Annotated in this window: 14 protein-coding genes; 8 read left to right on the top strand and 6 right to left on the bottom strand. The window is 42.7% G+C overall.

Annotation, left to right across the window (positions count from 1 at the left end; genetic code table 11):
• Nucleotides 1-148: 148 nt before the first annotated feature.
• The 3 genes from HC643_RS20985 to HC643_RS20975 all read left to right on the top strand — a co-directional run bounded on the left by HC643_RS20985 (nucleotide 149) and on the right by HC643_RS20975 (nucleotide 3090).
• Entirely contained in the window at nucleotides 149-709 is a 561-nt protein-coding gene (locus HC643_RS20985; RefSeq protein WP_167844724.1) for a hypothetical protein, read from the top strand.
• A 590-nt stretch (nucleotides 710-1299) separates the two neighbouring features.
• Nucleotides 1300-2652 carry a S8 family serine peptidase gene (locus HC643_RS20980; protein ID WP_202048636.1) on the top strand — a complete coding sequence of 451 codons (1353 nt, stop codon included), beginning with the start codon at nucleotides 1300-1302 and terminating at the stop codon, nucleotides 2650-2652.
• Nucleotides 2653-2673: 21 nt separating this feature from the next.
• Nucleotides 2674-3090 (top strand): hypothetical protein, encoded by a 417-nt coding sequence (locus HC643_RS20975; RefSeq protein ID WP_038078130.1) that lies wholly within the window; start codon nucleotides 2674-2676, stop codon nucleotides 3088-3090.
• A 78-nt stretch (nucleotides 3091-3168) separates the two neighbouring features.
• Here the strand turns inward: HC643_RS20975 and HC643_RS20970 are convergent, their stop codons facing one another.
• The 3 genes from HC643_RS20970 to HC643_RS20960 form a co-directional block, all read right to left on the bottom strand.
• Nucleotides 3169-4359, bottom strand: a complete 1191-nt coding sequence (locus tag HC643_RS20970; protein ID WP_038078132.1) for an NAD(P)/FAD-dependent oxidoreductase — start codon at nucleotides 4357-4359, stop codon at nucleotides 3169-3171.
• A gap of 4 nt (nucleotides 4360-4363) precedes the next feature.
• Nucleotides 4364-6316, bottom strand: a complete 1953-nt coding sequence (locus tag HC643_RS20965; protein WP_038078133.1) for a sensor histidine kinase — start codon at nucleotides 6314-6316, stop codon at nucleotides 4364-4366.
• 191 nt (nucleotides 6317-6507) lie between these two features.
• Complete coding sequence (locus HC643_RS20960; protein WP_038078135.1) at nucleotides 6508-13305, bottom strand: HAMP domain-containing protein; 6798 nt, start codon at nucleotides 13303-13305, stop codon at nucleotides 6508-6510.
• A gap of 537 nt (nucleotides 13306-13842) precedes the next feature.
• Here HC643_RS20960 and ggt point away from each other — a divergent pair.
• Nucleotides 13843-15648 (top strand): gamma-glutamyltransferase, encoded by a 1806-nt coding sequence (ggt, locus tag HC643_RS20955; RefSeq protein WP_038078136.1) that lies wholly within the window; start codon nucleotides 13843-13845, stop codon nucleotides 15646-15648.
• Between the two features lie 15 nt (nucleotides 15649-15663).
• Here ggt and HC643_RS20950 read toward each other — a convergent pair whose 3' ends face one another.
• Entirely contained in the window at nucleotides 15664-15915 is a 252-nt protein-coding gene (locus HC643_RS20950; RefSeq protein ID WP_038078144.1) for a hypothetical protein, read from the bottom strand.
• A gap of 732 nt (nucleotides 15916-16647) precedes the next feature.
• On the opposite strand from HC643_RS20950, the gene sbcD reads away from it, so the two are divergent.
• Entirely contained in the window at nucleotides 16648-17949 is a 1302-nt protein-coding gene (sbcD, locus tag HC643_RS20945; RefSeq protein WP_050045334.1) for an exonuclease subunit SbcD, read from the top strand.
• A 382-nt stretch (nucleotides 17950-18331) separates the two neighbouring features.
• Here the strand turns inward: sbcD and HC643_RS20940 are convergent, their stop codons facing one another.
• Nucleotides 18332-19147 carry a carbonic anhydrase gene (locus tag HC643_RS20940; protein ID WP_038078151.1) on the bottom strand — a complete coding sequence of 272 codons (816 nt, stop codon included), beginning with the start codon at nucleotides 19145-19147 and terminating at the stop codon, nucleotides 18332-18334.
• Between the two features lie 295 nt (nucleotides 19148-19442).
• On the opposite strand from HC643_RS20940, the gene HC643_RS20935 reads away from it, so the two are divergent.
• From HC643_RS20935 to HC643_RS20925, 3 genes are all read left to right on the top strand, one after another.
• A complete protein-coding gene (locus HC643_RS20935; protein ID WP_038078153.1) occupies nucleotides 19443-20246 on the top strand; it encodes an SDR family NAD(P)-dependent oxidoreductase in 804 nt (267 codons plus the stop codon).
• Between the two features lie 154 nt (nucleotides 20247-20400).
• Nucleotides 20401-20916 (top strand): hypothetical protein, encoded by a 516-nt coding sequence (locus HC643_RS20930; protein ID WP_038078155.1) that lies wholly within the window; start codon nucleotides 20401-20403, stop codon nucleotides 20914-20916.
• A gap of 109 nt (nucleotides 20917-21025) precedes the next feature.
• Nucleotides 21026-21454 carry a universal stress protein gene (locus HC643_RS20925; protein WP_050045335.1) on the top strand — a complete coding sequence of 143 codons (429 nt, stop codon included), beginning with the start codon at nucleotides 21026-21028 and terminating at the stop codon, nucleotides 21452-21454.
• Between the two features lie 14 nt (nucleotides 21455-21468).
• Here HC643_RS20925 and HC643_RS20920 read toward each other — a convergent pair whose 3' ends face one another.
• Nucleotides 21469-26073 (bottom strand): nSTAND1 domain-containing NTPase, encoded by a 4605-nt coding sequence (locus tag HC643_RS20920; RefSeq protein WP_050045336.1) that lies wholly within the window; start codon nucleotides 26071-26073, stop codon nucleotides 21469-21471.
• Nucleotides 26074-26238: the final 165 nt, after the last annotated feature.

The following is a 26238-nucleotide window of genomic DNA, read 5'->3' as shown; positions in this document are numbered from 1 at the left end:
TTGCAATCTGCATTAATGATGTGACTATCACGACTTTTGTACAATCCGCGCTTTACCCTTTGACCTGACGGTTTCCATCAAGCGGGTTTTTCACCATGCTTGTAGAGGCGATCGCCATCGAGCATCCCCCTTGTCTCCCTCATCCCCCATGTCTTCCATGTCCTTTCCCCCATTACCAACTTTCAATTTAGAACAGACTCTACAGTCTGCAGAGCAAATAAAGAATACAACCTCGCAAACAGTTCAAACTGCTCTCTCTTCATCCCTAAATCATTGGTTTGAGCAACACCCCATACTTTTCAGGCTGGTAAAACTTCTCGATGCTGGGGCTCATCACCCAATTATTAGTGTAGTTATCCTGCTTTTCACTTTTTCTATCCTCAGTAGTTCTGTAAAAGCCATAAGCCGATTTATTGAAGCAGCAAGTCTGTCACTTTTACAACTTCCATTAAGAGGGCTTCAATTTCTTGTCAAAATGGGTCTTCAATCATTTGGTAAAATTGTTGATTCCGGTGCAAAACAAGTTACAAGTACTCAAATGAGTGATGCGAATATACAATCTTTACTACCGCATCAGACTCAACTCATTCCTAAGGATAAGCAGCAAAGATTGACAGATATTTCTATTCGCTTAGAGGAAATTCAACAAGAACAGAACAATCTTTTACGGGAAATTGCAGAAATTGTAAAAATGGGAATTGGGGATTAGGAACTGCAGAACTTGGGAGAACTGGGAAGAAAAACTTATTCCCAATCCAAAATCTAGAATATAAAATCTATAATTTAAAAAGTTCCCATCTTTACAAAGACTTAAGATTAATGTGTATTTTTAACGAATAATATATGAAGTATATGTAAAGTATATTTTCCCCAACAGTAGTATCTTGAGGATTTGAACAATACATAATTCTATTGGTCTATTAATTAAAAATGATATAAGGTAGAATTATATAATAAATTATTTTCCTATTTCAGGTTCTTGGGCAAAATTACTTACCATACTTTTTAGAAGAACGTCAAACAGTACGTAAAAAGTTTATAGTAAGTTAAAATTTTGCTATTTTTAAAAGCGTGTGGGGACTTTTATAACGATAAATTCGTCCCTCGATCGAGGTACCTATCCGTTGCTTGGCAATTGCTCTACCAAACAAAAACATAAATATCATTACTTTAGCAGGATTTCAAATAAGGTTAATTGATTTGCCGTCAATTAATACTGAAGACGAGTAAAAAATCCGCAGTTTTACTATAGACAACCACTAAGCTAACAACACTTAATTGAGTAAGAGGTAGATCGCAATGAATCCAGAAAACAAAATTTCACCAGCTTTTGAACCTTTTCTTGCTGAAATGGGAGAAGATGACAAACGGGATGCAATTGTAATCTACGAAGCGCCACCCAGTGAAGGCTTACCACCAAGAGGGCGTTTGCGCGAACTAAAAAAGCGGTTGGTTCAGGTTCAACAGCAAGCAACCATTCAAGTAGCGGCGGAAATCTTTGATGATTACCAAGAAGCTACTTTTGATAAAGGGTATCACGACGAACCTCTAGCGTTTTCTACCATTGGTTCTGGTGCATTGCCAGTCGCAACGGTTGAAGTGACTCCCAAAACGTTGGAGGCTTTGGTAGAACAACCTAATGTTGTTGCTATTTTGCCAAATCAAAAAATTCACCTGATTCAGCCCCGAAAAATTGAATATTCTGAGTTATTCGCTGAGGAGAGTAAAGAAAACTTCACCTGGGGTCTCAGACAATTGGATATTCCCAGGTTATGGGAAAAGACGACTGGTGAAAACATTAACGTCGCTGTTTTAGATACGGGCGTTTATGCAGCTCACCCAGCACTCCAGAAACGAGTCAAAGAATTTGTTGTCATCGATCCCCTTGGGAGGCGAATTAATGCATCCCCAGCTTTTGATTGCGGACAGCATGGAACTCATGTTTGTGGAACGATCGCAGGCGGACAAACTGCTAGAGGTTTATCTATTGGCGTTGCACCACAAGCGAATTTATTGGTGGCTGGTGTGCTAATTGGGGATACCACTTTGAGAACTTTATTGGAAGGTATTTCTTGGGCTATCGAAAGAGGGGCTGATATTATAAATATGTCTTTAGGTCTTAGCTATTACGAACCTCTCTTCGCTGAGGTACTTGACATCCTTGTGAATCAGTATGGTATTTTACCAGTAGTAGCGATCGGCAACGAAAACCACGGTAATACTAGCTCACCTGGTAATGCATACAATGCCTTCAGTGTGGGTGCAATAGAAAAACTGCCAAACGACAGGGTTGATGTCGCTTTCTTTAGTAGCGGAGCAAGCCTTGTGTTTCCTGGAGATGAATCAAATGGTTTGGTAACAAAGCCAGACGTTGTTGCACCAGGTGCTCAAGTCTACTCTTGCATACCACCGACGAAAACACCAAACGGAACCTACGAGTATAACTATATGGATGGCACTTCTATGGCAACCCCACATATTGCGGGTGCGGCAGCGTTGTTAATGGCAGCTAAGCCAACGGCACCTGTCACGGATATTATGACTGCACTGAAGGAGACAGCACAACACCCAGGCGGAAACGATCGCCGTCCCGACAATCGTTGGGGATGGGGAGTTGTGCAGCCCGTGGAAGCATTAAACGCTCTTAGTTGATGGTCTCCAGGAAAGTGCATCATGTACTCAAACAACACAACTTTAAAGAAAAATAAAATCAGTTCTGAGTTTGCCTGTCGGCTGGGTCACCTAGCCCCCCAGCAAAAGGTAAGCGTGATAGTTTTTTTAAAACTGGACGATCGTTGTGACAACCCAGTTAACTCGCGCTTAACTAGAGCCGAACGGCGAGCCACAATAGAAGGAATTCGTAACTCAGCGGCTCAAGCGCTAAGTTACATTAAGAAAATTATCCAAGATTTTGGCGGTAAGGAATTAGCAGAAAGACCCGATGCATTGGGTTCCATTCCTATCGAAATATCTGCAGCAGGAGTTAAAGCTCTCGCTGCATCTGATGCCGTTAAAGCCGTTTTGGAAGAACAAGAAATTGTGCCAGCTAATGGTGTAAATAGGGTTTACATTCACAGCCATGAATGCTAGAATATACTATCTGTAAAGCTTGATACTATTATGCAAGTGATGTATTAGTTTTTATTATAGCTGTCATTTGCAATAATTTTACAAGCGTTGGGGACACAATTTAAGAATGATTTCGTCTTTTTCTCCAGATACCCAATTAGCAAAACGCCGAGCTAAAGTCGGTACGATCGCGAGGGGATTGCTGAAGCCAGAAAAAGCGTAAATCCCTTCGTGCCCTGAAATACGACCGACTACAGGAAGTGCATCATGACTGAATGACACCAAACAGCGATGCCAAGTTCCTGGTAAGTCCCCCAAAATTGGCAATATTTCTTTCAACCCCTGTCGTATCGTTGCTTCGCTTTCTGTCGAATCAATCTGAGCGAAGGGGTTTGTTAATGCGCGACTGATCTGACCAAATCGGAAGCTCCCATCTTTAAATTGAATAGCCCCTGTATCGAGAATAGGCGGTACAACTTCAGAATCGGGTTGTGTCCACACACTATCATTTTTAGAAGATTCAGTCTCCAACTGAAATCGGTTGAAATTTGCGGGCATAACTAAAGTCCGCAGTTGGATACTATCAATAGGTGGAGTTTCAAGCATTTCCGCATGAGTGAAATACAGCTTAATGGAAACGTTAGATGCCTGAAATAATTGTCGGCTGAGACCACCCGCACAAACAACAGTGTTAGCACTATAGTACGTTTCTGTAGTGGTCTGTACTTCCGTAAATCTTAAGAAATCAGAGGGTGGGGGAGTTAGCGAATGGGGGTAGAGGTTTATAACTTGTTCGATCTTCATTTCACCCCCAGCACGCAAAAAAGCTGTTGTGTAAGCTTGGGCTGTTTTTTCTGGGTGAATGTGACCGTGTTTGACAGTTAAAGCACCTGCGATCGCATTTGGGTTCAATAAAGGTTCTAATTCACAAGCTTCTTTAACGCTGAGTAACGTTGGAGGAATGTCAAACCGAGTGTAAGATACTGCAACCTCTTGTGGATTGGTGTCAGCAGGAATTGTTAAAAGTAAATCTAATTCTCGAAATTCAGTATCAAAGTCTAATTCTTGTGATAGATTTTGATGGAGTGCAATACCTTCAGCACATAATTGTTTGGTTAGAGGAGTTGTACCAGCCCAAAAAGCGATTCCACCATAACTATACCTTGTTGCATTTTGTGGAATTGCCTGTTGTTCCAACAACAGCACTGCGTAGCCCTTTTTAACAAGTTCATAAGCAAGTGCAGCACCCGCAATACCAGCACCAACAACAATCCAATCGTAAGTTTTCATTTTTTTACACCGCTCGCCGATCGCTGGTTACTGATTTAGGCAGAGTTATAATGAAACGGCTGCCTGCTCCAACTTTTGATTCTAGAACAACTTGACCGCCCATGCGCTCTATTCCTTTACGGACAATTGCCAAACCAATACCCGTACCCGGATACTCTTCAGTACTGTGTAGCCTTTCAAACACCCGAAAAACGCGCTCCTGATACTCAGGTGCAATACCAATACCGTTGTCTGCAAATGATAGTTCTACAAAATTTTGTTTTTCTTGAGCCGAAATCTGAATTTTTGGCTGTACTCCTGGCTTTACAAATTTGATAGCATTACTGAGTAAATTTGTCACGACTTGAATGAGTGTAGAACGATGAGCTATAACTGACGGGAGAGAAGTATTAATTGTAATTTCAGCTTTCTTTTCTGCCATTTGCGTAGCGATCTGTTTTTGTGCTTCTTCAATAACATTATTTAACTCGACAGGCTGAAGTTGGATCTGGGCGCGACTGAGGCGGCTGTATGCCAGGAGATCGGAAATTAAGGTGTCCATATGTATGGCACCATCAGTAATAAACTGGATATATTCTTGTCCCATTGAATCTATTTGGTCGCCATAATCTTCTTGTAATGCCTGAGCAAAACCTTGCATTGTACGCAGTGGCGATCGCAAATCGTGAGAAACTGAGTAGGTGAATGATTCGAGTTCTTGGTTGGTTTCTTGTAGCTCTGTGGTACGTTCGGTCACTCGCTCTTCTAACTTTAAGGCATAGCGTTGAAGTTGGTCGCGTAACAGGGATTGTTGGATGGCAATAGCTAACTGGGCTGCTACTTCACCCCCAATTTCTCGGGCTTCGTCATCAAAAGCGTTGGTTTGAGTTGCTGCAAGGTTAAGTTCCCCCAGCAATGTTTCTTTAACAAATAGGGGAATGCGAAGACAACTGTGAATTCCCCCAAGAGGCAAGTGTGCTAAAATAGAATCACAAGATTGATGGGCAACTAAATTTTTAATAGAGTTAGGATTCTGGTAAAAGCTCGGTTCGTAACCAAAGTCAGCGAGGGGCAATGGAGCGCAATTGAAAGGTTCTAAGTCTTGACGTAAGATGATGCCAGCAAGAATATCGCTTGTGCCTTTCTCAAAATTAAAAAGAGCAACAAATGCCTGTTCGTAAGGAATTAACTTATGCATTTGAATCAAGGCATTTCGTATAAGTGATTCTATTGACTCAGCTTCTAAAATTGCTCGATCGATAGTGTGTAAAGCAGCGAGTCGTTGAGCAGAGCGTTGAGCACTTTCTGTTTGTTCCCGTGCTGTTGAAAGAGCGCTCTCATAATTTTGAGAAACACTCAAAATGTACCTCCAAGTGTAGTAAGCCAGGAAGCTACCAAGACTAACTGATAAGACAACACTGCTCAGGATGACGCGCTGAGTGGTCGTTTGTACTGCTTCGGCACGTCGATCGCGCAATTGCTCTTCGGTTGCGATAAATTCATTAAAATAGAGCCGCATCTTGTCCATTTTCAGCTTTCGACCCCTAAGTTCTGATAGAGGTTCAACATTACCCCGTTCTTTACGAGCGATCGCTTGAGAAATAGAACTGAACCATGCTGTATACTGCGATCGCAGTTGACTTAAGCGTTGAAGTTGCAAAGAATTGTCGGAAACCAAATACGTTAACTCATCAAAAGCAGTGTTGATATAAGAACGAGCTTGCTGGTACGGTTCTAAAAATTCGCGTTCCCCTGTAGTTTGAAAACCCCGTACTCCTGTTTCTAAATCTAGTAGGAGTTTTTGAGTGCGATTTGCTTGAGCAATCACTTGGTCGGTATGGTCAACCCAGTCCATAGCGGAAAGCAAACGCGTTATTTGCCATATTGAGATTCCTGACAATAACAACGGTAGGATAATTGGCAGGGCAATGGTGCTGATTAATCTACGCCTGAATACGACTTGAGTAATTTGCAGCATTCGCCGAATGAGTGGCTAGGGGTTCGGTGCGTGCAGTCTGCGGGGTTGCAGCCTTGACTGTAGTAGAAGGGTTGGGTTGGCAATGCCAACCCAACCCTTCCAACACGACTATCTTGACTATAGTACAGAGGCGGAGCTTCTTAATAAGGCATTCCCATGCAGAGCATGGGAAGGAGAAGAACGAGTCACTGTTACCGATACAACCATACGCGCAGGAGTGAGAGCAATTGCTCGGTATCGACTGGTTTGGTGATGTAATCTGATGCGCCAGCTTCAATGCATTTTTCTCTGTCACCCTGCATTGCTTTAGCAGTGAGTGCCACAATGGGTAAAGATTTAAATTTACTGTCTTGGCGAATCAAGCGAGTTGTTTCGTAACCATCCATTCCAGGCATCATGACATCCATTAACACGACATCAATATCTGGTGTCCTCTGTAAAAGATCGATGCCATCTTTACCATTTTCAGCATAAAGAACCTGCATTTGATAGCGTTCTAACATACTGGTAAGAGCAAAAATGTTGCGTACATCGTCATCTATAATCAGAACTTTTTTAGTAACAAGTACGGGATCGGAACTTTGCAATTTTTCCAGTATTTGTTGCGTTGGTGCTGGCAATTCAGCTTGAACTCTATGCAAGAACAAAGCAGTTTCATCCAAAAGACGTTCTGGAGAACGTACATCTTTGACAATAATTGTCTCTGCCAAACGCCGAAGCTGAGTTTCCTCCGCCCGAGTTAATTCTCTTGCTGTATAAACAATAATTGGGAGCGCTTCTCCATTGGGGTGTTGCTTGATTTTTTCGATGAGTTCAAACCCAGTCATATCGGGTAAGCCCAAATCGAGAACAAGGCAATCAAAATTTTTGTTGCGTACAGCCTCTAAGGCTTGAGTGCCTGTTTTAACAGCAGTTGTAGCAACATCACTGTTACCAATCAATTCTACAATACTATGGCGTTGAGTATCATCATCTTCTACTACCAACAAACTCTTAACTCGACGTTCGACGAAACCTTTTATCTTGTTTAATGCACGATGCAACGCTTCGCTGCTGACGGGCTTTTGTAAGTAAGCAATTGCACCTAATTGCAAACCGCGTTGCCGTCCTTCCTCGACCGTCATTATATGTACGGGAATATGACGGGTTTTGAGGTCATGCTTTAAGCGATCGAGTACCGTCCAACCATCCATTCCCGGTAAGCGGATATCCAAAATGATAGCAGCAGGCTGAAATTGCTGTGCTAAAGACAATCCCGTACTACCGTTGGAAGCCACGATACACTTAAATCCTTGTTGCCGTGCCAAGTCTAACAGAATCCGCCCAAAATTCAAGTCATCTTCAATAATCAGCAGTAAGCGATCGCCCTCTTCAATATTGCCCCGGTCGTCAATTAGGGCATTGGCAATTGGAGAATTGGCGGGTGGAAATGAATGAGAGTTGAGACTGGAGGACAAAGTAGACGTAGGAGTGGGGATGTGTGGAAGTTCCCAAGGGGCAGAAGAATTGGCAGATAGTGGCTGTGCGGTTGTAGGAGATGAGGGTTGGACTGTCGGAGATGGGGTTGGGGAATTTTGGGATGAATCGCTCTGGGCTGAGGAATGAGAGCGACCGCTCGTTCCAGGGAGAGACGGTAAAGAAATCGTTTCTCCATGTCGCCGTATTAACGTATCCTCGTATCCTCTCGCTTGGGGTAAGTACAGGGTAAAGGTACTTCCCTCACCCAAGCGGCTCACCAGTTTAATTTCCCCACCCAACAAACGGGTAATTTCTCGGCTAATTGACAAGCCCAATCCCGTACCACCGTATTTACGGCTGGTAGTTCCATCAGCTTGTTGAAATGCCTCAAAAATAATCTTTTGCTTCTCATTAGCAATGCCAATACCCGTATCGCTAACAGCAAAGCCTATAACAGTCTGGGCGCGATTTAAAGTTTCGTGATCGTGAGTCCATCCTTGAGTTGCGACAAACATCCGCAAGCGTATTTCTCCACGTTCGGTAAACTTGAACGCATTGGCTAGTAGGTTTTTTAACACTTGCTGCAAGCGCTTGGCGTCTGTATGAATGCTTCTGGGAAGGTCAGCAGCCAGTTCGATGTAAAAACTGAGATTTTTATCAGCAGCAATTTGTCTGAAGGTACGCTCAATATGTTGGTGCAATTCTGTAAACAACATTTGGTCTATATCAATTGACATAGTCCCGGATTCAATTTTTGCCAAATCGAGAATGTCATTGATTAACGCTAACAAGTCATTTCCAGAGGAGAAAATTGTCCGGCTGTATTCGACTTGTTTATCAGTTAAATTGCCCCCAACATTATCTGATAAAAGCTTCGCCAAAATTAACAAGCTATTGAGTGGCGTCCGCAATTCATGGGACATATTTGCCAAAAACTCGGACTTATATTTTGAGGAAAGGGCGAGTTGTTCTGCTTTTTCTTCCAAAGAACGCCGTGCGTATTCAATTTCTTGATTTTTCCGTTCAACTTCTTTGTTCTGCAACGCTAGCAGCTCTGCTTTTTCTTCGAGTTCGGCATTGGTTTGTTGTAACTCTTCTTGCTGTTTCTTCAGCAATTCTTCGGAAGCTTTTAGAGTGAGGGCTTGTTGTTCCAATCGCTTGTTTGTTTCCCTGAGTTCGTTTTGCTGTGCTTGTAGCTCCTGTGCTAGGGACTGCGATTGCTTGAGTAATTCTTCTGTCCGCATACTAGCTGCAATGGTATTTAATACAATTGCAATACTTTCGGTCAGTTGGTCAAAGAAAGTCAGGTGAATTTCACTAAAGCGTCGGAATGATGCGAGTTCGATCACGGCTGTGACTTGTCCTTCAAAGAGAACCGGTAAAACCACAACATTGAGCGGCGCTGCTTCTCCCAACCCGGAACCAATCTTAATATAGTCGAAGGGTATTTCTGTCAGCAGAATGCGTTCTTTTTCCAAAGCGCACTGTCCTACCAAGCCTTCACCCAGGAGGAAGCGGTTGGCAAGGTGCTTGCGTTCTCTGTAAGCATAACTGCTTAATAGCTTTAAGAATGGATTGTCTTCCAAACTTTCCATAATATAGAAGACGCCGTGAGATGCTCCCACCAGTGGTGCCAGCTCTGAGAGAATTAACTTGGAAACCGTCTCTAAGTCGCGCTGACCCTGTAGCATGCGGGTGAACTTGGCAAGGTTTGTCTTCAACCAGTCTTGTTCGGTGTTCTTCTGGGTTGTTTCTCGCAGGTTAGCAATCATCTGGTTGATGTTGTCCTTCAAGATGGCGACTTCACCCAATGCTTCTACAGAAATCGAACGTGTTAAGTCACCTTTTGTAACTGCGGTTGCGACTTCTGCGATCGCTCTTAACTGAGTTGTTAGAGTTGCAGCCAGTTCATTGACGTTATCTGTCAAATCTTTCCACGTACCAGCCGCACCGGGGACTTTCGCTTGACCTCCCAATTTTCCTTCAATCCCCACCTCACGGGCTACGGTCGTCACCTGATTGGCAAAGGTGGCTAGGGTGTCAATCATCTCGTTGATGGTTTCTGCTAGGGTTTCAATTTCCCCCTTAGCATCTAACATCAGTTTGCGCTTCAAGTCACCGTTCGCAACGGCTGTCACAACTCGAGCAATCCCTCGCACTTGTGCTGTTAAGTTCCCCGCCATTGAGTTCACATTATCGGTCAAGTCTTTCCAAGTTCCCGCAACACCCGTGACTTGTGCTTGACCTCCGAGTTTCCCTTCCGTACCCACTTCACGAGCTACCCTAGTGACCTCAGACGCAAAGGAACTCAACTGGTCAACCATTGTGTTGATGGTGTTCTTCAAATCGAGAATTTCACCTCTCACATCAACGGTAATTTTCTTCGATAAGTCCCCATTTGCCACTGCTTTGGTGACTTCCGCAATGTTTCTTACCTGGGCTGTCAGGTTACCCGCCATCAAGTTCACATTGTCGGTTAAGTCTTTCCACGTTCCCGCAACGCCTTTCACGTAAGCTTGCACGCCGAGTTTCCCTTCCGTACCGACCTCTCGCGCCACCCTGGTGACCTCAGATGCAAAGGAGTTTAACTGATCCACCATTGTGTTGATGGTGTTCTTGAGTTCTAAAATTTCACCTTTGACATCAACGGTAATTTTCTTAGATAAGTCCCCGTTTGCCACTGCTGTTGTGACTTCCGCAATGTTTCTCACTTGGGAAGTTAAACTTCCAGCCATTGAGTTTACTGAATCGGTCAAATCCTTCCAGGTTCCTGCAACTCCCGGTACTTGGGCTTGCACGCCGAGTTTCCCTTCCGTACCGACCTCTCGCGCCACCCTGGTGACCTCAGATGCAAAGGAGTTTAACTGATCCACCATTGTGTTGATGGTGTTCTTGAGTTCTAATATCTCACCTTTGACATCAACGGTAATTTTCTTAGATAAGTCCCCGTTTGCTACGGCTGTCGTCACGGCGGCGATGTTCCGGACTTGGGCTGTTAAGCTTCCTGCCATAAAGTTGACGCTGTCGGTCAAGTCCTTCCAGGTTCCGGCGACTCCCCTCACATCTGCTTGTACGCCCAACTTCCCTTCAGAACCGACTTCTCGCGCCACCCTGGTGACCTCAGATGCAAAGGAATTTAACTGATCCACCATGATGTTCATGGTGTTCTTGAGTTCCAATATCTCGCCTTTGACCTGTACTGTAATTTTCTTAGAAAGGTCGCCGTTTGCGATCGCGGTTGCCACTTCTGCAATATTTCGCACTTGGTCGGTGAGGTTTCCTGCCATCATGTTCACCGCACCCGTGAGGTCTTTCCAAGTGCCTGCAACTCCTTTTACTTCCGCTTGTACGCCGAGTTTACCTTCGGTACCCACCTCTCGTGCAACCCTTGTTACCTCCGATGCAAAGGAACTGAGTTGATCCACCATGATGTTAATGGTGTTCTTCAACTCCAAAATTTCCCCTTTTACATCCACAGTGATTTTCTTCGACAGGTCGCCGTTTGCCACTGCCGTTGTCACTTCCGCAATGTTACGGACTTGGGCTGTCAAATTACCTGCCATAAAGTTGACGCTGTCGGTCAAATCTTTCCAAGTTCCCGCAACGCCCTTTACCTCAGCTTGTACGCCCAATTTTCCTTCAGCACCCACCTCACGGGCGACCCTCGTGACTTCACCTGCAAAGGAGTTGAGTTGATCCACCATTGTGTTGATGGTATTCTTCAACTCTAGAATTTCCCCTCTGACATCCACAGTGATTTTCTTAGAAAGGTCGCCGTTTGCCACTGCTGTTGTCACTTCTGCAATGTTCCGCACTTGGGCTGTTAAGCTTCCCGCCATGAAGTTGACGCTGTCGGTCAAGTCCTTCCAGGTTCCCGCAACACCCCTCACATCTGCTTGTACGCCGAGTTTGCCTTCCGAACCCACTTCACGAGCCACCCTGGTGACCTCCGATGCAAAGGAACTTAACTGATCCACCATAATGTTGATGGTGTTTTTCAGTTCAAAAATCTCCCCTTTAACATCTACAGTAATTTTCTTCGACAAGTCCCCGTTTGCGATCGCAGTTGCCACCTCCGCGATATTACGGACTTGCCCCGTTAAATTTCCAGCCATCATGTTGACGCTATCCGTCAAATCCTTCCAAGTTCCCGCAACCCCTTGGACTTCTGCTTGTACCCCCAGTTTCCCTTCCGTACCAACTTCTCGCGCAACCCTGGTGACCTCCGATGCAAAGGAATTTAACTGATCCACCATCGTGTTGATGGTGTTCTTCAGTTCTAAAATTTCGCCTTTCACATCCACAGTAATTTTCTTCGACAAGTCACCATTTGCCACCGCCGTTGTCACTTCCGCAATATTACGTACCTGGGCGGTTAAACTTCCTGCCATGAAATTCACGCTGTCGGTCAAGTCCTTCCATGTCCCTGCAACCCCAGGGACTTGAGCTTGCCCTCCTAATTTTCCTTCAGCACCGACTTCCCTTGCAACCCTGGTTACCTCCGACGCAAAAGAGTTGAGTTGGTCCACCATGATGTTGACCGTGTTCTTCAACTCTAAAATTTCCCCTTTCACGTTAACAGTGATTTTCTTAGACAGGTCACCGTTTGCTACCGCCGTTGTCACTTCCGCAATATTACGTACTTGGGCGGTTAAGTTCCCCGCCATCATATTGACCGACTCTGTTAAATCTTTCCAAGTCCCCGCAACACCTTTGACTTCTGCAAGAACACCGAGTTTTCCTTCAATACCCACCTCTCGTGCGACTCGCGTCACCTCAGAAGCAAAGGAATTAAGTTGGTCTACCATCGTATTGATGGTGTTCTTGAGTTCTAAAATTTCTCCTTTGACATCAACAGTAATTTTCTTAGACAGGTCACCATTTGCCACTGCTGTCGTCACTTCAGCAATATTACGGACTTGGGCAGTCAAATTACCTGCCATTAAATTCACACTATCGGTTAAGTCCTTCCAAGTTCCAGCCACCCCCGGAACTTCTGCTTGTACCCCCAATTTCCCTTCAGTACCGACCTCACGGGCTACCCGCGTTACCTCAGAAGCAAAAGAGTTTAACTGCCCCACCATGGTATTAACCATTTGAGCGGTTTGTAAAAACTCTCCTTTGAGGGGTCTACCTTCAATTTCTGGTGCAATCGTTTGGGATAAGTCACCATTCGCTACAGCCCGGATCACGCGTGCTGTTTCTGCCGTTGGCTGAACTAAATCCGTGATGAGAGTGTTGACAGAATCAACACAAGCTGACCAGGAACCCCGTACATTCCCAAGAGTCGCTCGCTCGGTAATTTTACCTTCTTTACCAACAATATTACTAATGCGTTGTAGTTCTTCTGTTAACCGCTCGTTTTGTTCGATCACCTCATTGAGAGCGTCAGCTATTTTCCCTGCTATACCCGTCCGATCTATGGGCATACGAGCAGAAAAGTCCCCTTTTTTCACAGCTGAGAGTATTTTCAATAGCTGTCTTAAATCTAAATTATCGTTTTCTTTAGTTGTTAACTGTTCCGCAACCATATGACTGAGCTATTTATTAACCTTACAGTGACCAGCGATCCGTGAATCCTCGTACTTGAGAGTAGGGATTTAAGTTAGGACTTACCCAATAGCCTGCTTGTTTAAGGGGGGTTGGAGAAAGCTGCAACACGTAAAATCCCCAAAATCCAGATGAGGTTTTGTAAGCCCTGTAAGTAATGAGGTAATTTCTCGTTGTTTCCTTATATGGTTTTTAAGGCTTGTACCACCTTACCTTTGGTCAACGAGAGGTTCGTTTAGACTATAACTAATTTAAAACACCCCGATTTAGATATATTATCTAAATCTATCTAAGGTATGAAAACTTTCAGTACGCTTGCACTGAAATAATAAAGTATTAATTTTTTCCTCTTGGGTAGTCACGTTAATTTTGGGATTACCAAGGAAAAACATTTCTGGACGTAGAGAACGCAGAGGCGGGGAGGGAGATAAGACACGTAACAATTGATTGACTACCTGCCGGTGCGCTGACACTGAACTATTATATGCGATCGCTGACTTTTAGCTTAAACTCCCATTATGACAAACCCTATTTTTCATCAAGGCAACCGAGTCGCATGTGTTGCTTTTTCACTGAGTACTATATTTTACGCTCAAACAGGACTTGCTACAGTTATTCCACCGCTACGAACAAAAAAGGCAATGGTCGTTTCTGCTCATCCTTTGGCGAGTGAAGCGGGAGTGAATATGTTACGTAAGGGTGGAAATGCAGTTGATGCAGCAGTTGCTACTACTTTTGTGATTTCTGTCGTAGAACCTTTCTCTGCTGGAATTGGGGGTGGCGGTTTTTTACTATTACGCGAGTCAAAGACTGGTGAAATTAAAGCTTTAGATTTTCGGGAACGTGCGCCTATCAAAGCCACTAAAACTATGTACTTGGATGCAGAAGGCAAAGTACGTCCCAATGTCAGTATTGACGGGTACCTGGCTGTTGCAACACCGGGAACTGTGGCAGGAATGTATGAAGTTCATCGCCGCTATGGTAAACTCCCTTGGCAAGAGGTGTTAAAACCCGCGATCGCTCTTGCAAAAGATGGATTTGTTCTCAGCGATCGGGTGACTTGGCGTTCTTTGAAAGTGTATGAAGACCGCAAACAAATTATTCTCAACAATCGGGCAGCACGAGCTATTTTCACTCGCAATGGAGAATTTTATCAACCAGGTGAAAAGCTAGTACAGCAAGATTTAAGCAAAACTTTAGAAGAAATTGCGAAAAATCCCCAAAGCTTTTACACCGGGAATATTGCCCGCACCATTGCTGCTGACATGGCAAAAAACGGGGGTCTTATAACTTTAGAAGACTTGAAATCTTATAGAACAACTTGGCGTACTCCTATCTGTGGTAATTTCCGCAACGCTAGAGTGTGTTCAATGCCACCACCTTCTTCAGGAGGCGTTCATTTATTAGAGATTTTAAATATTCTTAGTGATACGGATTTGAAATCCTTAGGATGGCATCACCCAAATGCATTACATTTAATGGTAGAGGCGATGAAAATAGCTTATGCAGATCGTTCTTTACATTTAGGCGATCCAGATTTTGTAAAAGTTCCTGTAGCAGAACTAATTGGCAATGCTTATGCTAGAAAACGCCGCCAAGAAATAGATATGCAACGAGCTAAACCGTCTACGGAAGTAAAACCTGCAGACTTTCAAACGTTACAACAAGTCAATCAATCTTCAAGACCTACAATTGTCAACACAAAGCCACAATCTAAAATCCTAAATCCAAAATTCTACGAGTCCCCGGAAACAACTCATTTGACGGTTGTAGATGAACAACGCAATACAGTTAGCCTAACCTTCACGGTTAACTATGGTTTTGGTTCTGGAGTTGTAGTGCCTAAAACGGGTATTTTGCTAAATGATGAAATGGATGATTTCGCTGCTGCACCTGGAGTTCCCAATGCTTTTGGACTTGTTGGTAATGAAGCCAACGCGATCGCACCGAGAAAAATTCCTTTATCCAGTATGACCCCCACTATCGTTACCGAAAACGGTCGCCTTCGGATGGCAGTCGGTGCGCCTGGTGGTAGCACCATTATTACTCAAGTATTGCAAGTTATTCTTAATGTACTGGAATACAACATGGATGCAGGTTCTGCTGTAGCTGCACCACGCATACATCATCAGTGGTTGCCAGATCGATTGAGAGTAGAACCTTTGGGTTTAGATGCTCTTACCATCACAGAATTGCAAAGACGGGGACATAAGATTCAGCAGACTGCGCCTTGGGGAAATATCAACACAATTTTAGTTGCACCTGATGGAACTTTAGAAGGCGCAGCCGATCCGCGCGGAGAAGGTTCCGCAAAAGGCTATTAAATAAAGTAAAAAATTCTAACTTTTAACTTCAATAGATTTGGAGCTAAATTCATTAGCGCGTGCGCTAGGTACTAATGTCCAACCTGCTTTTAACAATTTTTGATAAGTTGCCCAACCTTTAGAACCTCCTGGTATTTGATAATCGGGGACAGAAAATTGTGGAAATGCGGTGTAAGGACGCCAAGGCTGATTGGGTGCAGTCTGCAAATGCAGAACCTTTTCCCCGCTTTCGCCAGACTGTGATAACCAGCACATTTGTTTGTACATAGCAAACTCCTTAGTTTCTTTAGCTATTGAATGCATAATCGCAGAAATATGTCAAGTATAACCTCACCCGATGGGGATAATTTTTTCTAAAAACTTTGTTGCCAAAGATACAAAAAAAATTACAGATAAGGAAATTTCTCAACTAATCTACAAATGCATACATCTGTTAATGAAAGGCAAACTCTTAAGTAGCGGTCATGAACGTACAACAGGACGGATGAAAATGGGCATGAGACTTTGCGTCTATCTACTTGTATACCCAATGTTATTTGCAGTTCCGGAGAATTTATGTATGTTTAAGTACTTTTTCAATGGTTTTAGTTAAAAAAATTCAAACTAAAACTTGTTTATAGCCGTCCTAAATCATTCGTGAAAAACTTTAAGCCCTGTCGGTGCGGCATGGCTAACTAAAAGCCTTAATTGGCGAGTATTAACCACCATATATGTATTTCATCAATTCAATAGGATTGCTATATGAGTACTTTCAATAGTCTTGGGTTAGAAGATAGGGAAGAAAGCCTTTCTTGGTTGGCGGTGAGATGTTTTCATTATACCTGCCTAAAAGTGACAAATCAGAAAGCAATGACTGCTTCTTACTTATATATAATTCTTAAATAAGAAGTTTGCAATGAACAATTTGTTGATAACCAACCATTTTTTTGATTTTGAATTTTTAATACTTTACATAAGTAAAGTCAGTACAATGAAAGTTAATTTGACAAATAACCCATTATGATAAAAATTCTTCATCTCTCCGATATCCATATGGGAAGTGGCTTTTCCCACGGAAAAATTAATCCCGAAACCGGATTGAACACGCGATTGGAGGATTTTGTCAACTCTCTGTCCCAATGCATTAACAGAGCATTGTCAGAACCCGTTGATTTAGTCATTTTTGGAGGTGATGCTTTTCCTGACGCAACTCCCGCTCCATACGTACAAGAAGCATTTGCTTCTCAGTTTCGTCGCCTTGCGGATGCGAAGATCCCTACAGTTTTACTTGTAGGAAATCACGACCAACATTCTCAAGGACTCGGGGGCGCTAGTCTTTGTATCTATCGTACTTTAGGTGTACCGGGAGTTGTTGTAGGCGATCGCTTAACAACCCATCGCATCACAACTCGTAATGGATTAATACAAATTCTGACCCTTCCTTGGCTGACTCGCTCAACTTTAATGACTCGTCAAGAGACTGAAGGTTTATCTTTAGTAGAAATTAACCACCTGCTGATCGAACGTCTTGAGGTCGTACTAGAAGCAGAAATTCGCCGCCTCGACCCCAATGTACCAAGTATTCTGTTGGGTCATTTAATGGCGGATAATGCATCTTTGGGAGCAGAACGCTATTTAGCAGTAGGAAAAGGCTTTACACTTCCTGTCTCTTTACTAGCACGACCTTGCTTTGATTATGTCGCCTTGGGTCACGTACACCGCCATCAAAATCTTAATAAATCTAACGATCCCCCTGTTGTTTATCCAGGAAGCATCGAAAGAGTAGATTTTAGTGAAGAAAAGGAAGAAAAAGGTTATGTGATGTTGGAGATCGAGCGAGGTGATACTGAGTGGGAATTTTGCCCTCTAAGCGCACGAACTTTTCAGACTATTGAAATTGATGTCTCCAAGATAGAAGATCCGCAAGCAGCCATTGTGAAAGCGATCGCAAAACATAACATCCAGGATGCTGTTGTACGACTGATTTACAAACTGCGTTCCGAACAACTAGATTTAATTGATACTTCTGAACTGCACCGCGCTCTCAGTGCATCTCATACCTACAGCATCCAGCCAGAGTTGATCAGTCAATTGGCTCGTCCCCGTATTCCAGAGTTAAGTGCAAGTAACAGTATTGACCCAATAGATGCGTTAAAAACGTACCTGGACAACCGTAACGATCTCAAAGATATAGCAGAACTTATGTTAGATGCAGCACACAATTTGTTAGCAAATGATGTAGAAGTGACACCCGAATCACTGACTCAAGAGCAAGACTTTGCCTTAAGCAACAATAAAGATACTCAGTTGAAATTGTTGTAATCGTCAAGCAGAAGAGCCTGACAACTTCCCCAGTGTTGTTGGTGAAGGATAGACCAGACAACCTCTGAGTGACCTCGTTCCCAGCTAGAGGTTGGGAACGAGAGAATGGGTAACGCTCCCTCCACCATAATCTCCGAGAGGCGTGGCTAGCAATTGGTGAGCCAGCTGCGTGCGGAGAGCAGTGCGGTCTTGGGGAGACAGTGCGTTGCCGGGGTTCCCCCGGTTGTTCGCGCAGCGTCCGTGCAGGAGATAGCACCTGTGGTCTTTACCCAAGAGGAGCAACTGCTCTGGGTTCCCCCCGTTGAGCGGAAGCCGCGTAGTGGGTTGAAGCCGCTACCATATTGCATCCCTTCTGCCATCTGCCATCTGCCATCTGCCTTCTTCACGACTTTGAGCCTCGATAAATTCGCTCTAGCTGTTCTTGAGAAAGAGAAGTCATTGGGAACCGATGATGGTGACCTATCTCAATTTCCTGGATTGATGGAACCTCTTTTGCCACTGTTTCAAAGGAAGGCTCGCACACCTCACAAGCTGGAAGGGGAAGAAGTATGGACTCATCTACCTCTGTTGGAGGAAGTTGAGCTTGAGGGAGGACATAAGCGTGATTTTCCGCATCGTATGCCAAAACTTCACCTGTCTCTATCTGATAAATCCAAGCATAAATACTTAATTGTCCTTGATAGAGCTTGGAACGAATAACTGGGTATGTCCGTAAATTCTCAATTTGAGTCAGTACATTTTCGGCGATGATAATTTCTAGTAATTCTTCCCCTTCGTAATGATTGTAATGGTCTTTTACCAAGCGTCGGGTTGCTTCTGCATACTTCAACCAATCATGCACGAGAGGCATTTCCTCACGCAACTTGTCTAACTTCATTAGCCCTTTCATTGCACCGCAATGGGAATGACCGCAGACAATAATCTGTTTAATATCTAGTGCTTGAACAGCGTATTCAATGGTCGCACCTTCTCCACCATTGGTTGCACCATATGGGGGAATAATATTACCAGCATTGCGAATGACAAACAATTCACCTAACCCTGCTTGGGTAATCAGGTTTGGATCGACACGCGAATCAGAACAGGTAATAAATAATACCCTGGGCTTTTGACCGTGACTGAGTTGCTTGAACAGCTCTTGGTATCTGCAATAGTAGCTGGCTTTAAATTCGCGCAGACCTCTAATTAATTTCTTCATAGGGCTAACCGGAGGGGAAATACTTTAAATTCTCCCTCAGGGACAATAATTGTATCAATTATTGTATTAAACTGTAAAGTTTCTGAAATTTTATAAAAATCCCCGGTATTTTACCGGGGTACGATGTCTTTCGACACTCTTGCACTTGATCTATACAATACTAATTCTAGAATTTTCAATGATGCCAAAGTGCCAATATGAAATGAGTCTTGAAAATTGAGTATTGCCCATGTTGCTATTCTCAATAGCTTAGAATTGTAAGGCAAAAGATAGAGTTCCCTTTAACAGGAAAGTTATGAAAACAAAAAATCAAAATAACCAGAAGCAAACCGCACTCATTACTGGAGCTTCTAGTGGAATAGGTTATGAATTTGCGAAGTTATTTGCTCAAGAAGGTTACAATCTCGTGCTAATAGCACGCAGTGACGAAAAGCTGTCTCAAATTGCACAAGACTTACAGCAAAAACACAGCATTGCAGTAAAAGTCATTACTAAAGATTTGTCGGAACCCACTTCTCCAGACCAAATTTTTCAAGAATTACAACAAGAAAATATTACTGTAGATATTTTAGTCAATAACGCTGGATTTGCTACCTACGGTTTGTTTAATGAAACTGACCTCGATAGCGAACTGCAAATGATGCAAGTGAATGTGGTATCTCTCACCCATTTAACAAAGCTCTTTCTTAAAGATATGGTTAAGCAAGGTTATGGCAAAGTCCTAAATGTTGCTTCAACAGCAGCATTTCAGCCAGGTCCTTTAATGGCGGTGTATTTTGCAACAAAAGCTTATGTTTTATCTTTTTCTGAAGCGATCGCTAACGAATTAGAGGGAACTGGTGTTACAGTCACAGCACTTTGTCCCGGTCCAACCGCATCTGGTTTTCAGAAAAGAGCGGTCATGGAAGATTCAAAGATAGTGAACGGTCAGAAAATTATGGATTCAGAAACTGTAGCCAAAATTGGCTATGCTGCTTTAATGGAAGGGAAAACTGTTGTTGTGACGGGAATAAAAAATAAGATATTAGCTGCAAGTGTAAGATTTAGCACAAGAAAAATGGTGACCAAAATTGTTAGAAGTATGCAGGAAAGAAAGTAATTATTGACCGGGGATGAGGGGGATGAGGGGAATGAGGGAGAATAACAGATGACCCATAGCAATTTGTATAAAATATCTATAAAGTGTTGTCGTTTTATCAAAAAAAAGGAAAATTTTTATTTATCAATAGTTAGCACGATCTCACAAAAAAATCATGCTTAGAAAACATTGGTCTTACGTTTTTGTACTAGCAACTTGCGGATTAATTCCCTGGAGCATCACTTCTTTTACAGTTAGCGATCTAGTACACTCGCAGACAGCAAATGTTAAATCTATTACTGTCAATAAAGCTGAATTTGGAGTTTTAAGAGATGTCAGCAGTCATAAAGCAACTTTTATACCTACAAATAAAGTGATACTAAAAGAAGGTAACAAATACGGGTGGCGAATTCATCTGAAAAACTATCAAGGCGTTGTTACATGGCGTGAAGTTATCAAATTACCTAAAGCACCAGAAACCTGGAGTACAAATAGCGGAGAAGACTTTTCACTATCAACAAACGGTACAGAAGCAGTTACAAAACGCATACAGGAAGCAAAAAAAGGAGTGATTGAAAACTTTTGGACTGTAACTCCCGGCGATCCGACTGGTAAACATACTATAGAAATTTACGTAAACGAGCGTTGTATTGCTTCTTTCAATTTTGAGGTCGTTTTAAAGAAAAAATAGCCGCTCGGCTGTTCCATTCCTATATCATCCTTTTCGTACAATCGTGTTAGAGGCGCTTTTGTAGGAGAATGACAGATATAAAGGTCAGCGATCGCACAGGAGGTTGTCTGTGGGTTTTAAAAAAATTTTGGTGGCTCTTGATGCAGCACCGGAAACACAGGTGGTATTTGAGGAAGCTTTAGAATTAGCTAAAAAAGAGTCAGCTAGCTTGATGATCTTCAACTGTGTGGATTTTGGCTCAAAACTCACTTTTCCTAGTGAGATTAAAGAGAAAACTCAAGAAGGTGAAGAACTGCTTCTAGCATACAAGGAAAAGGCACAGGAGCAAGGAGTTACTGTAGAATCCGTATGCCGAGTGGGAGATCCGGGAAAATCAATTTGTAATTTAGCGCAAAGCTGGAAGGCAGATCTGATTGTACTCGGTCGGAGAGGTTTCAGGGGTATTACCGAGGTTTTATTTGGGAGTGTCAGCAGTCATGTCTTACACAACGCCCCTTGTTCCGTTTTAGTTTTACAAGGCGGGGCGTTCAACAGTTAAATACTATTTTCAATTTATGGAAGATTGGGGCAAATTTTTTGATAAGGTTCATTCCCCAAATACAAGTCCCACTCTTCTAAAGCTAAATTGCAAGTCAAGCGACTGCAAACCTCTTCAATCAAAACTTCTGGTTGTAAATTCCAGACCTGAACTTTGTTCAAACAGTTAACAGTCACTAAGTGTTCGCTATCCCAGCTAAAAATAATATGATTTATACCGCCGTAAACTTCAATACGTGACACTTCGTGTTTGCTTATCAAATCCCAGATTCTGACAGTATCACCACCAACAGCTGCTGCTAAAAAGCGGCTCCCTGGGCTGAAAACTACTTTTGTCACGGAGCGACCCAGTTTTATAATAGGTAAAACTTCTTCACCAGATAAGTCCCACACTTGTATAAACCCATCACTGTCTACGGATGTGTCAGAGCCATAAAATCCACCAAAACCAGCTAAATATTTTCCATCTGTACTTAGGATAAATTCGCTTAAGCCATCATTATCGAGTTTTATACGTGTCACTTCTTCTCTTTCTAAAACTTTTACTATCGACAAAGTTTTATCGGGAAATTTTGAATTTTTAGGAAGAATGACTAAATATTTTCCATCCGGGCTTATGCTGATAACTTTACTATTTTCCAATTTATAAACTTGTTGATAAGTTGTGATATCCCAAACAATAACGTCACAAATGAAAACTTCAATATTGTCTCTGTATATAGTTGTTAAGTGAACTAATGTCGTTAATAACTTTGCGTCTTGACTAAAGGCGATCGCAATAATATGTGCGTTGTGTTCCATTGCTAGCAATTCTTCACCACTTGCTAGTTCCCAAAGTCTTACTGTTTTATCCTCACCAACAGTAGCTACCAATTTTTCATCTGTACTGAAGGTAGCATAATGCGCTCCTTCATGACTGATAAAGCTTACCTTTTGATAGCGAGCCATATCATAAACTTGTAAACCTTGAACCTGACTGCAAGTCATTCCCAAATATTTACCGCGAGAACTTATGGTGATGCTATTTATAAAGTTCTCCATATCAATCTCAATCGCAATTATGCCATCAAAATCATCAACAATTTTCCACAGACGTACAGTATCGCTATGCCCTTTTTCTGGATTGCTATCTTCCTGAGTCGCGATATATTTACCATCTGGACTAAAGCCGATATTGACAACATAGTTCTCGTGGAGCAGGCGTGCTACTTCTTGACCGCAAAAAACGTGATACACTCTAGCAATTTTGTTAAATCCCTGACCCATAGTGGCCAAATAATTTCCATCGGGACTAAAAACAACACGACCCAACCAAGTTGTCGGGTTGTCTTTTATATGTGTGACTTGATAACCGTAAGGTACTGCCCAAACAATTGCTTCTCCTTTTCTGTCTCCAACCGCTATATACTGACCGTTGAAGTTCACTGCAATAGTATTAATCCATGTATTGTGCTCCACGGTCATCTCTTCTCTACCACTAGGTATTCTCCACACTTTAACTACAGTTAGAGTCACCGTTGCAGCAAAAAAATGACTGTCCAAACTAAATGCCATATCATCAATATTTTCGCGAACAGCCAAATTAACTTCAGAGCTAGATGGTGAAGATAAATTCACCGTTTCGTTGATAATTCGCCGCCTGCTAGAAAGTTTCCAAACCTGTCTTCTGCCTTCTTCAGAACCCGGACTCTCTTCAACAAATTCAGCTAAATAATTACCATCTGGACTGAAACAGATCGGAGCTTGACCGCTACAAAAAGCTGGTAATTTTACCAATGGTAATCCCACAGGTATGACTTCTAATGAATCGGTCAATTGCCATACACCTCTAAAACCACCGCTCACAATAATTATATATTGGCTCTTGGGGCTAAAAATAATATGTTGTACGGGTTCAGCACGAACTATTTGTGCAATTAATTGTCGATCTTTTAACTTCCAAATCTTGACAACTCCATCTTGACAACAAGTAGCAGCATAGTTGCCGTCCGGGCTTAAGGTAGCAACTGTTAAATCTTTTTCATACTCCAAACTGGTGACTTGTTGACCGCTCTTGATTTCTAAGAGTCTTATGGCATCATTAGCGATCGCCAGATGTTTGCCGTCAGAACAAAAGGCTAATGAATTTGAACAAGTATAGTTCTGCTGGCTGTGATTATTAATACGAGCAATAGAACGTGGGAGTAAAGTCAATCCCTGGCGTAGAGTTTGATCTGCTAAAAGATACCTCATTTCCAACTTGTTGAAGCGTTTCATAGACTCAACAGCCAGTAAAATACTTAAATGCAGTAAACTAATATCCTCTTTTTGTATTAATTGTGCTTGAGTTGCTAATAGGCGAGCCTGAGCAATTTGCTGTCGTTCTTGTGAGATTCGCAAATTCTCCTTAGTTTCCTTAAGTTCATCTTGTCTTTTTTGAAGGCTCTTTTTCACAAATTCTGTTTCTAGCTGATTCAGCCAGTTTTTCTGAGGAGGGTATTCCAGAACTTTTTCTAACACAGCAATACGGGGGTCATCGTTCCACAGATAATTGGATTTAAGGTCACTGCGATCGCTGTTGTACCAATCATTTGCAGCAAGTGTCAGACGCTGGCGCAGCACGACACTCTCATTTTGTTGCTTGTCGTCTTTCCACTTTTGTAATAAATTCCACCCCAATACCAAAGCATCGTGAGCTGGTTCTATGTAGGGCTCCCCATTGATTTCTTTTCCACTGACAATCAATCGAGCATCGGTAAAACGTTGAATAATTTGCTCAACTCGCTTGTTATCTTCAGCATTGGGATACTCAAATTCGCGCAAAGGTACCCGTCTGCGAGCCAAAGCACCGCCATCGACAGTCACCATTCGCAACATGACCTTACGAATGGTGTAGTCGTAATTTAAGTCCATTTTTACTAAACTTTCATACTCTTGGGTAGCTCTACGGGTCAGGGAGCCTGCAACTCCTCCCAAATCCTGATAATCTTCTTCTGTCAAAGCTCGATTGTCGCCCCGACGGTTCAAATATTTTAAATAAAGTTCGCTCAGAGTAAAAGAAAGGAGCGGAAGTGCTCCTGGCATTTGTACAACTTCATTAATAAATTGCTCTACTAATTGTGGGGGTTCAAAATAAAGCACTTTTTCTGCTGCTGGTTTTTCGATCGTTTCTCGAAGCTCGTTTTGAGTCATGAGTGGGATCGTGAACCGAGCATCCATCCAACGTCCGGGAAAAGCAGAGGTTAAAAATTGTGGTTCAAAGTCCAAACGCAGCGTTATAACAATGTGAAACTGCGGTTGGGTCAGTGCTTGTTCGAGTTCTCTCAAAAAATGCGATCGCTCCTTATCGTTCTGACACATAGTGACCAATTCTTCCAATTGGTCGAGCACAAGCAGTAGTTTCTTTTGAGGATTGGTATTGCACCACGTATTTACAGCAGCAAGCAGTGACAATTGCCGATCTTTGGTGGTTGAAATCTGTTTTTGTACTTGAGAAAGTGCAGTTATTGGGCGACTACCGGGGCGAATTGGGTCGAGAATATGCCACGAATGAGTCGTAGATTGACGCAAACGAGGAAATAATCCGGCTTTCACAAGGCTGGATTTACCAGATCCTGAGGCTCCCAATACTACCGTTAATTGACGAGCGCCAACAACCTGGCTCAATTGTTGAGTCAATTGCTTTCTGCCAAAAAACAACTCACTGTGAGCTTCATCAAAAGATTCTAGCCCTCGGTAAGGATTATTTTTGAAATCTAATTTAGGAGCAGATGGTAAGTTCAATTTCTGACCGGGAACTAGAAAAATGTATTCCCCTTTGTCATGTTTTGCTAAGTGATATAAACCAGGAGTTTGGCGGCTGTGGAGTTTTTGAGTTGTTGTCTCCAATTTCTCCCGCAGATAAAAGTAGAGTTCTGTTGCTGTAATGACCCCATCGCCTGTGGGTCTACCATCCTGAACTGGTAAAGAAAGATCGGCATCACCTCGTAACGCTTGAAACAGTGCTGCTGCAAAAGGAGAGTGATGTTCTATCGTTCCACGAGAGGTAACAAAATCTAAAGCTTTCTGATCTTGAGCCGCAGATGCTAAGACTTGCCAAGCTCGGTCTTGAATGAAGCGATCGTAACGTTCTTGGTAGACAACTGGCAAACGCATGGCATTTCTGTGACTTGACCAACGAAACGCTCCCGCAAAGCAGCAATCGAGAATAACTAACAAATGTCTGCAAGGGAGAGCAAGCAGAGCATCGTGTAACTTCTGCATTTCCAGGTAGGTATTGATATTACCGGATCGAGCTCGAGCTGGTATAAGATAGCCAGCTGGACCTTCTTTATTTTCCAATGCATCCAAAGCAAGACCGTGTCCGGCAAAGTAAAATACAATTCTGTCATTCTCATTGAGAGCGATCGTTTCTTCAGGAAACACTATCTCCCGTGCGTGAAAAGCAGCAAGTAGTTTGTCGAGTCCTTCTAAAGAAGCATCTTGGTTTAAAAGCAACCGCACCCTATATTTGTAATCTTCTAGAATCCTAGCAAGTTCGCGAGCATCAGGGACAGCCGTTTCTAAAGGCGGTATACCATTTGAATAATCGTTAATCCCGATAATAACGGCAAAATTACGCTGAAACTCGTGCTTGGACATAATTAGAAGTTATGAAGAACTGCTTAAACTATTTATTTACCTGTATATTTAGATAGTGTTAGGTAAAGGTAACTTATGCATAAATATCACTCTGTTATATAAAAATTATGCAAAATTGTGTCTTTACACGAGTTTGATAATTAGGAGTTACGAACGTACAAATTA

Origin of the sequence: Tolypothrix bouteillei VB521301, assembly GCF_000760695.4 — a bacterium.
GTDB classification, from domain to species: Bacteria; Cyanobacteriota; Cyanobacteriia; order Cyanobacteriales; family Nostocaceae; genus Scytonema; species Scytonema bouteillei_A.
This window is presented reverse-complemented; position numbering and strand designations above follow the sequence as displayed.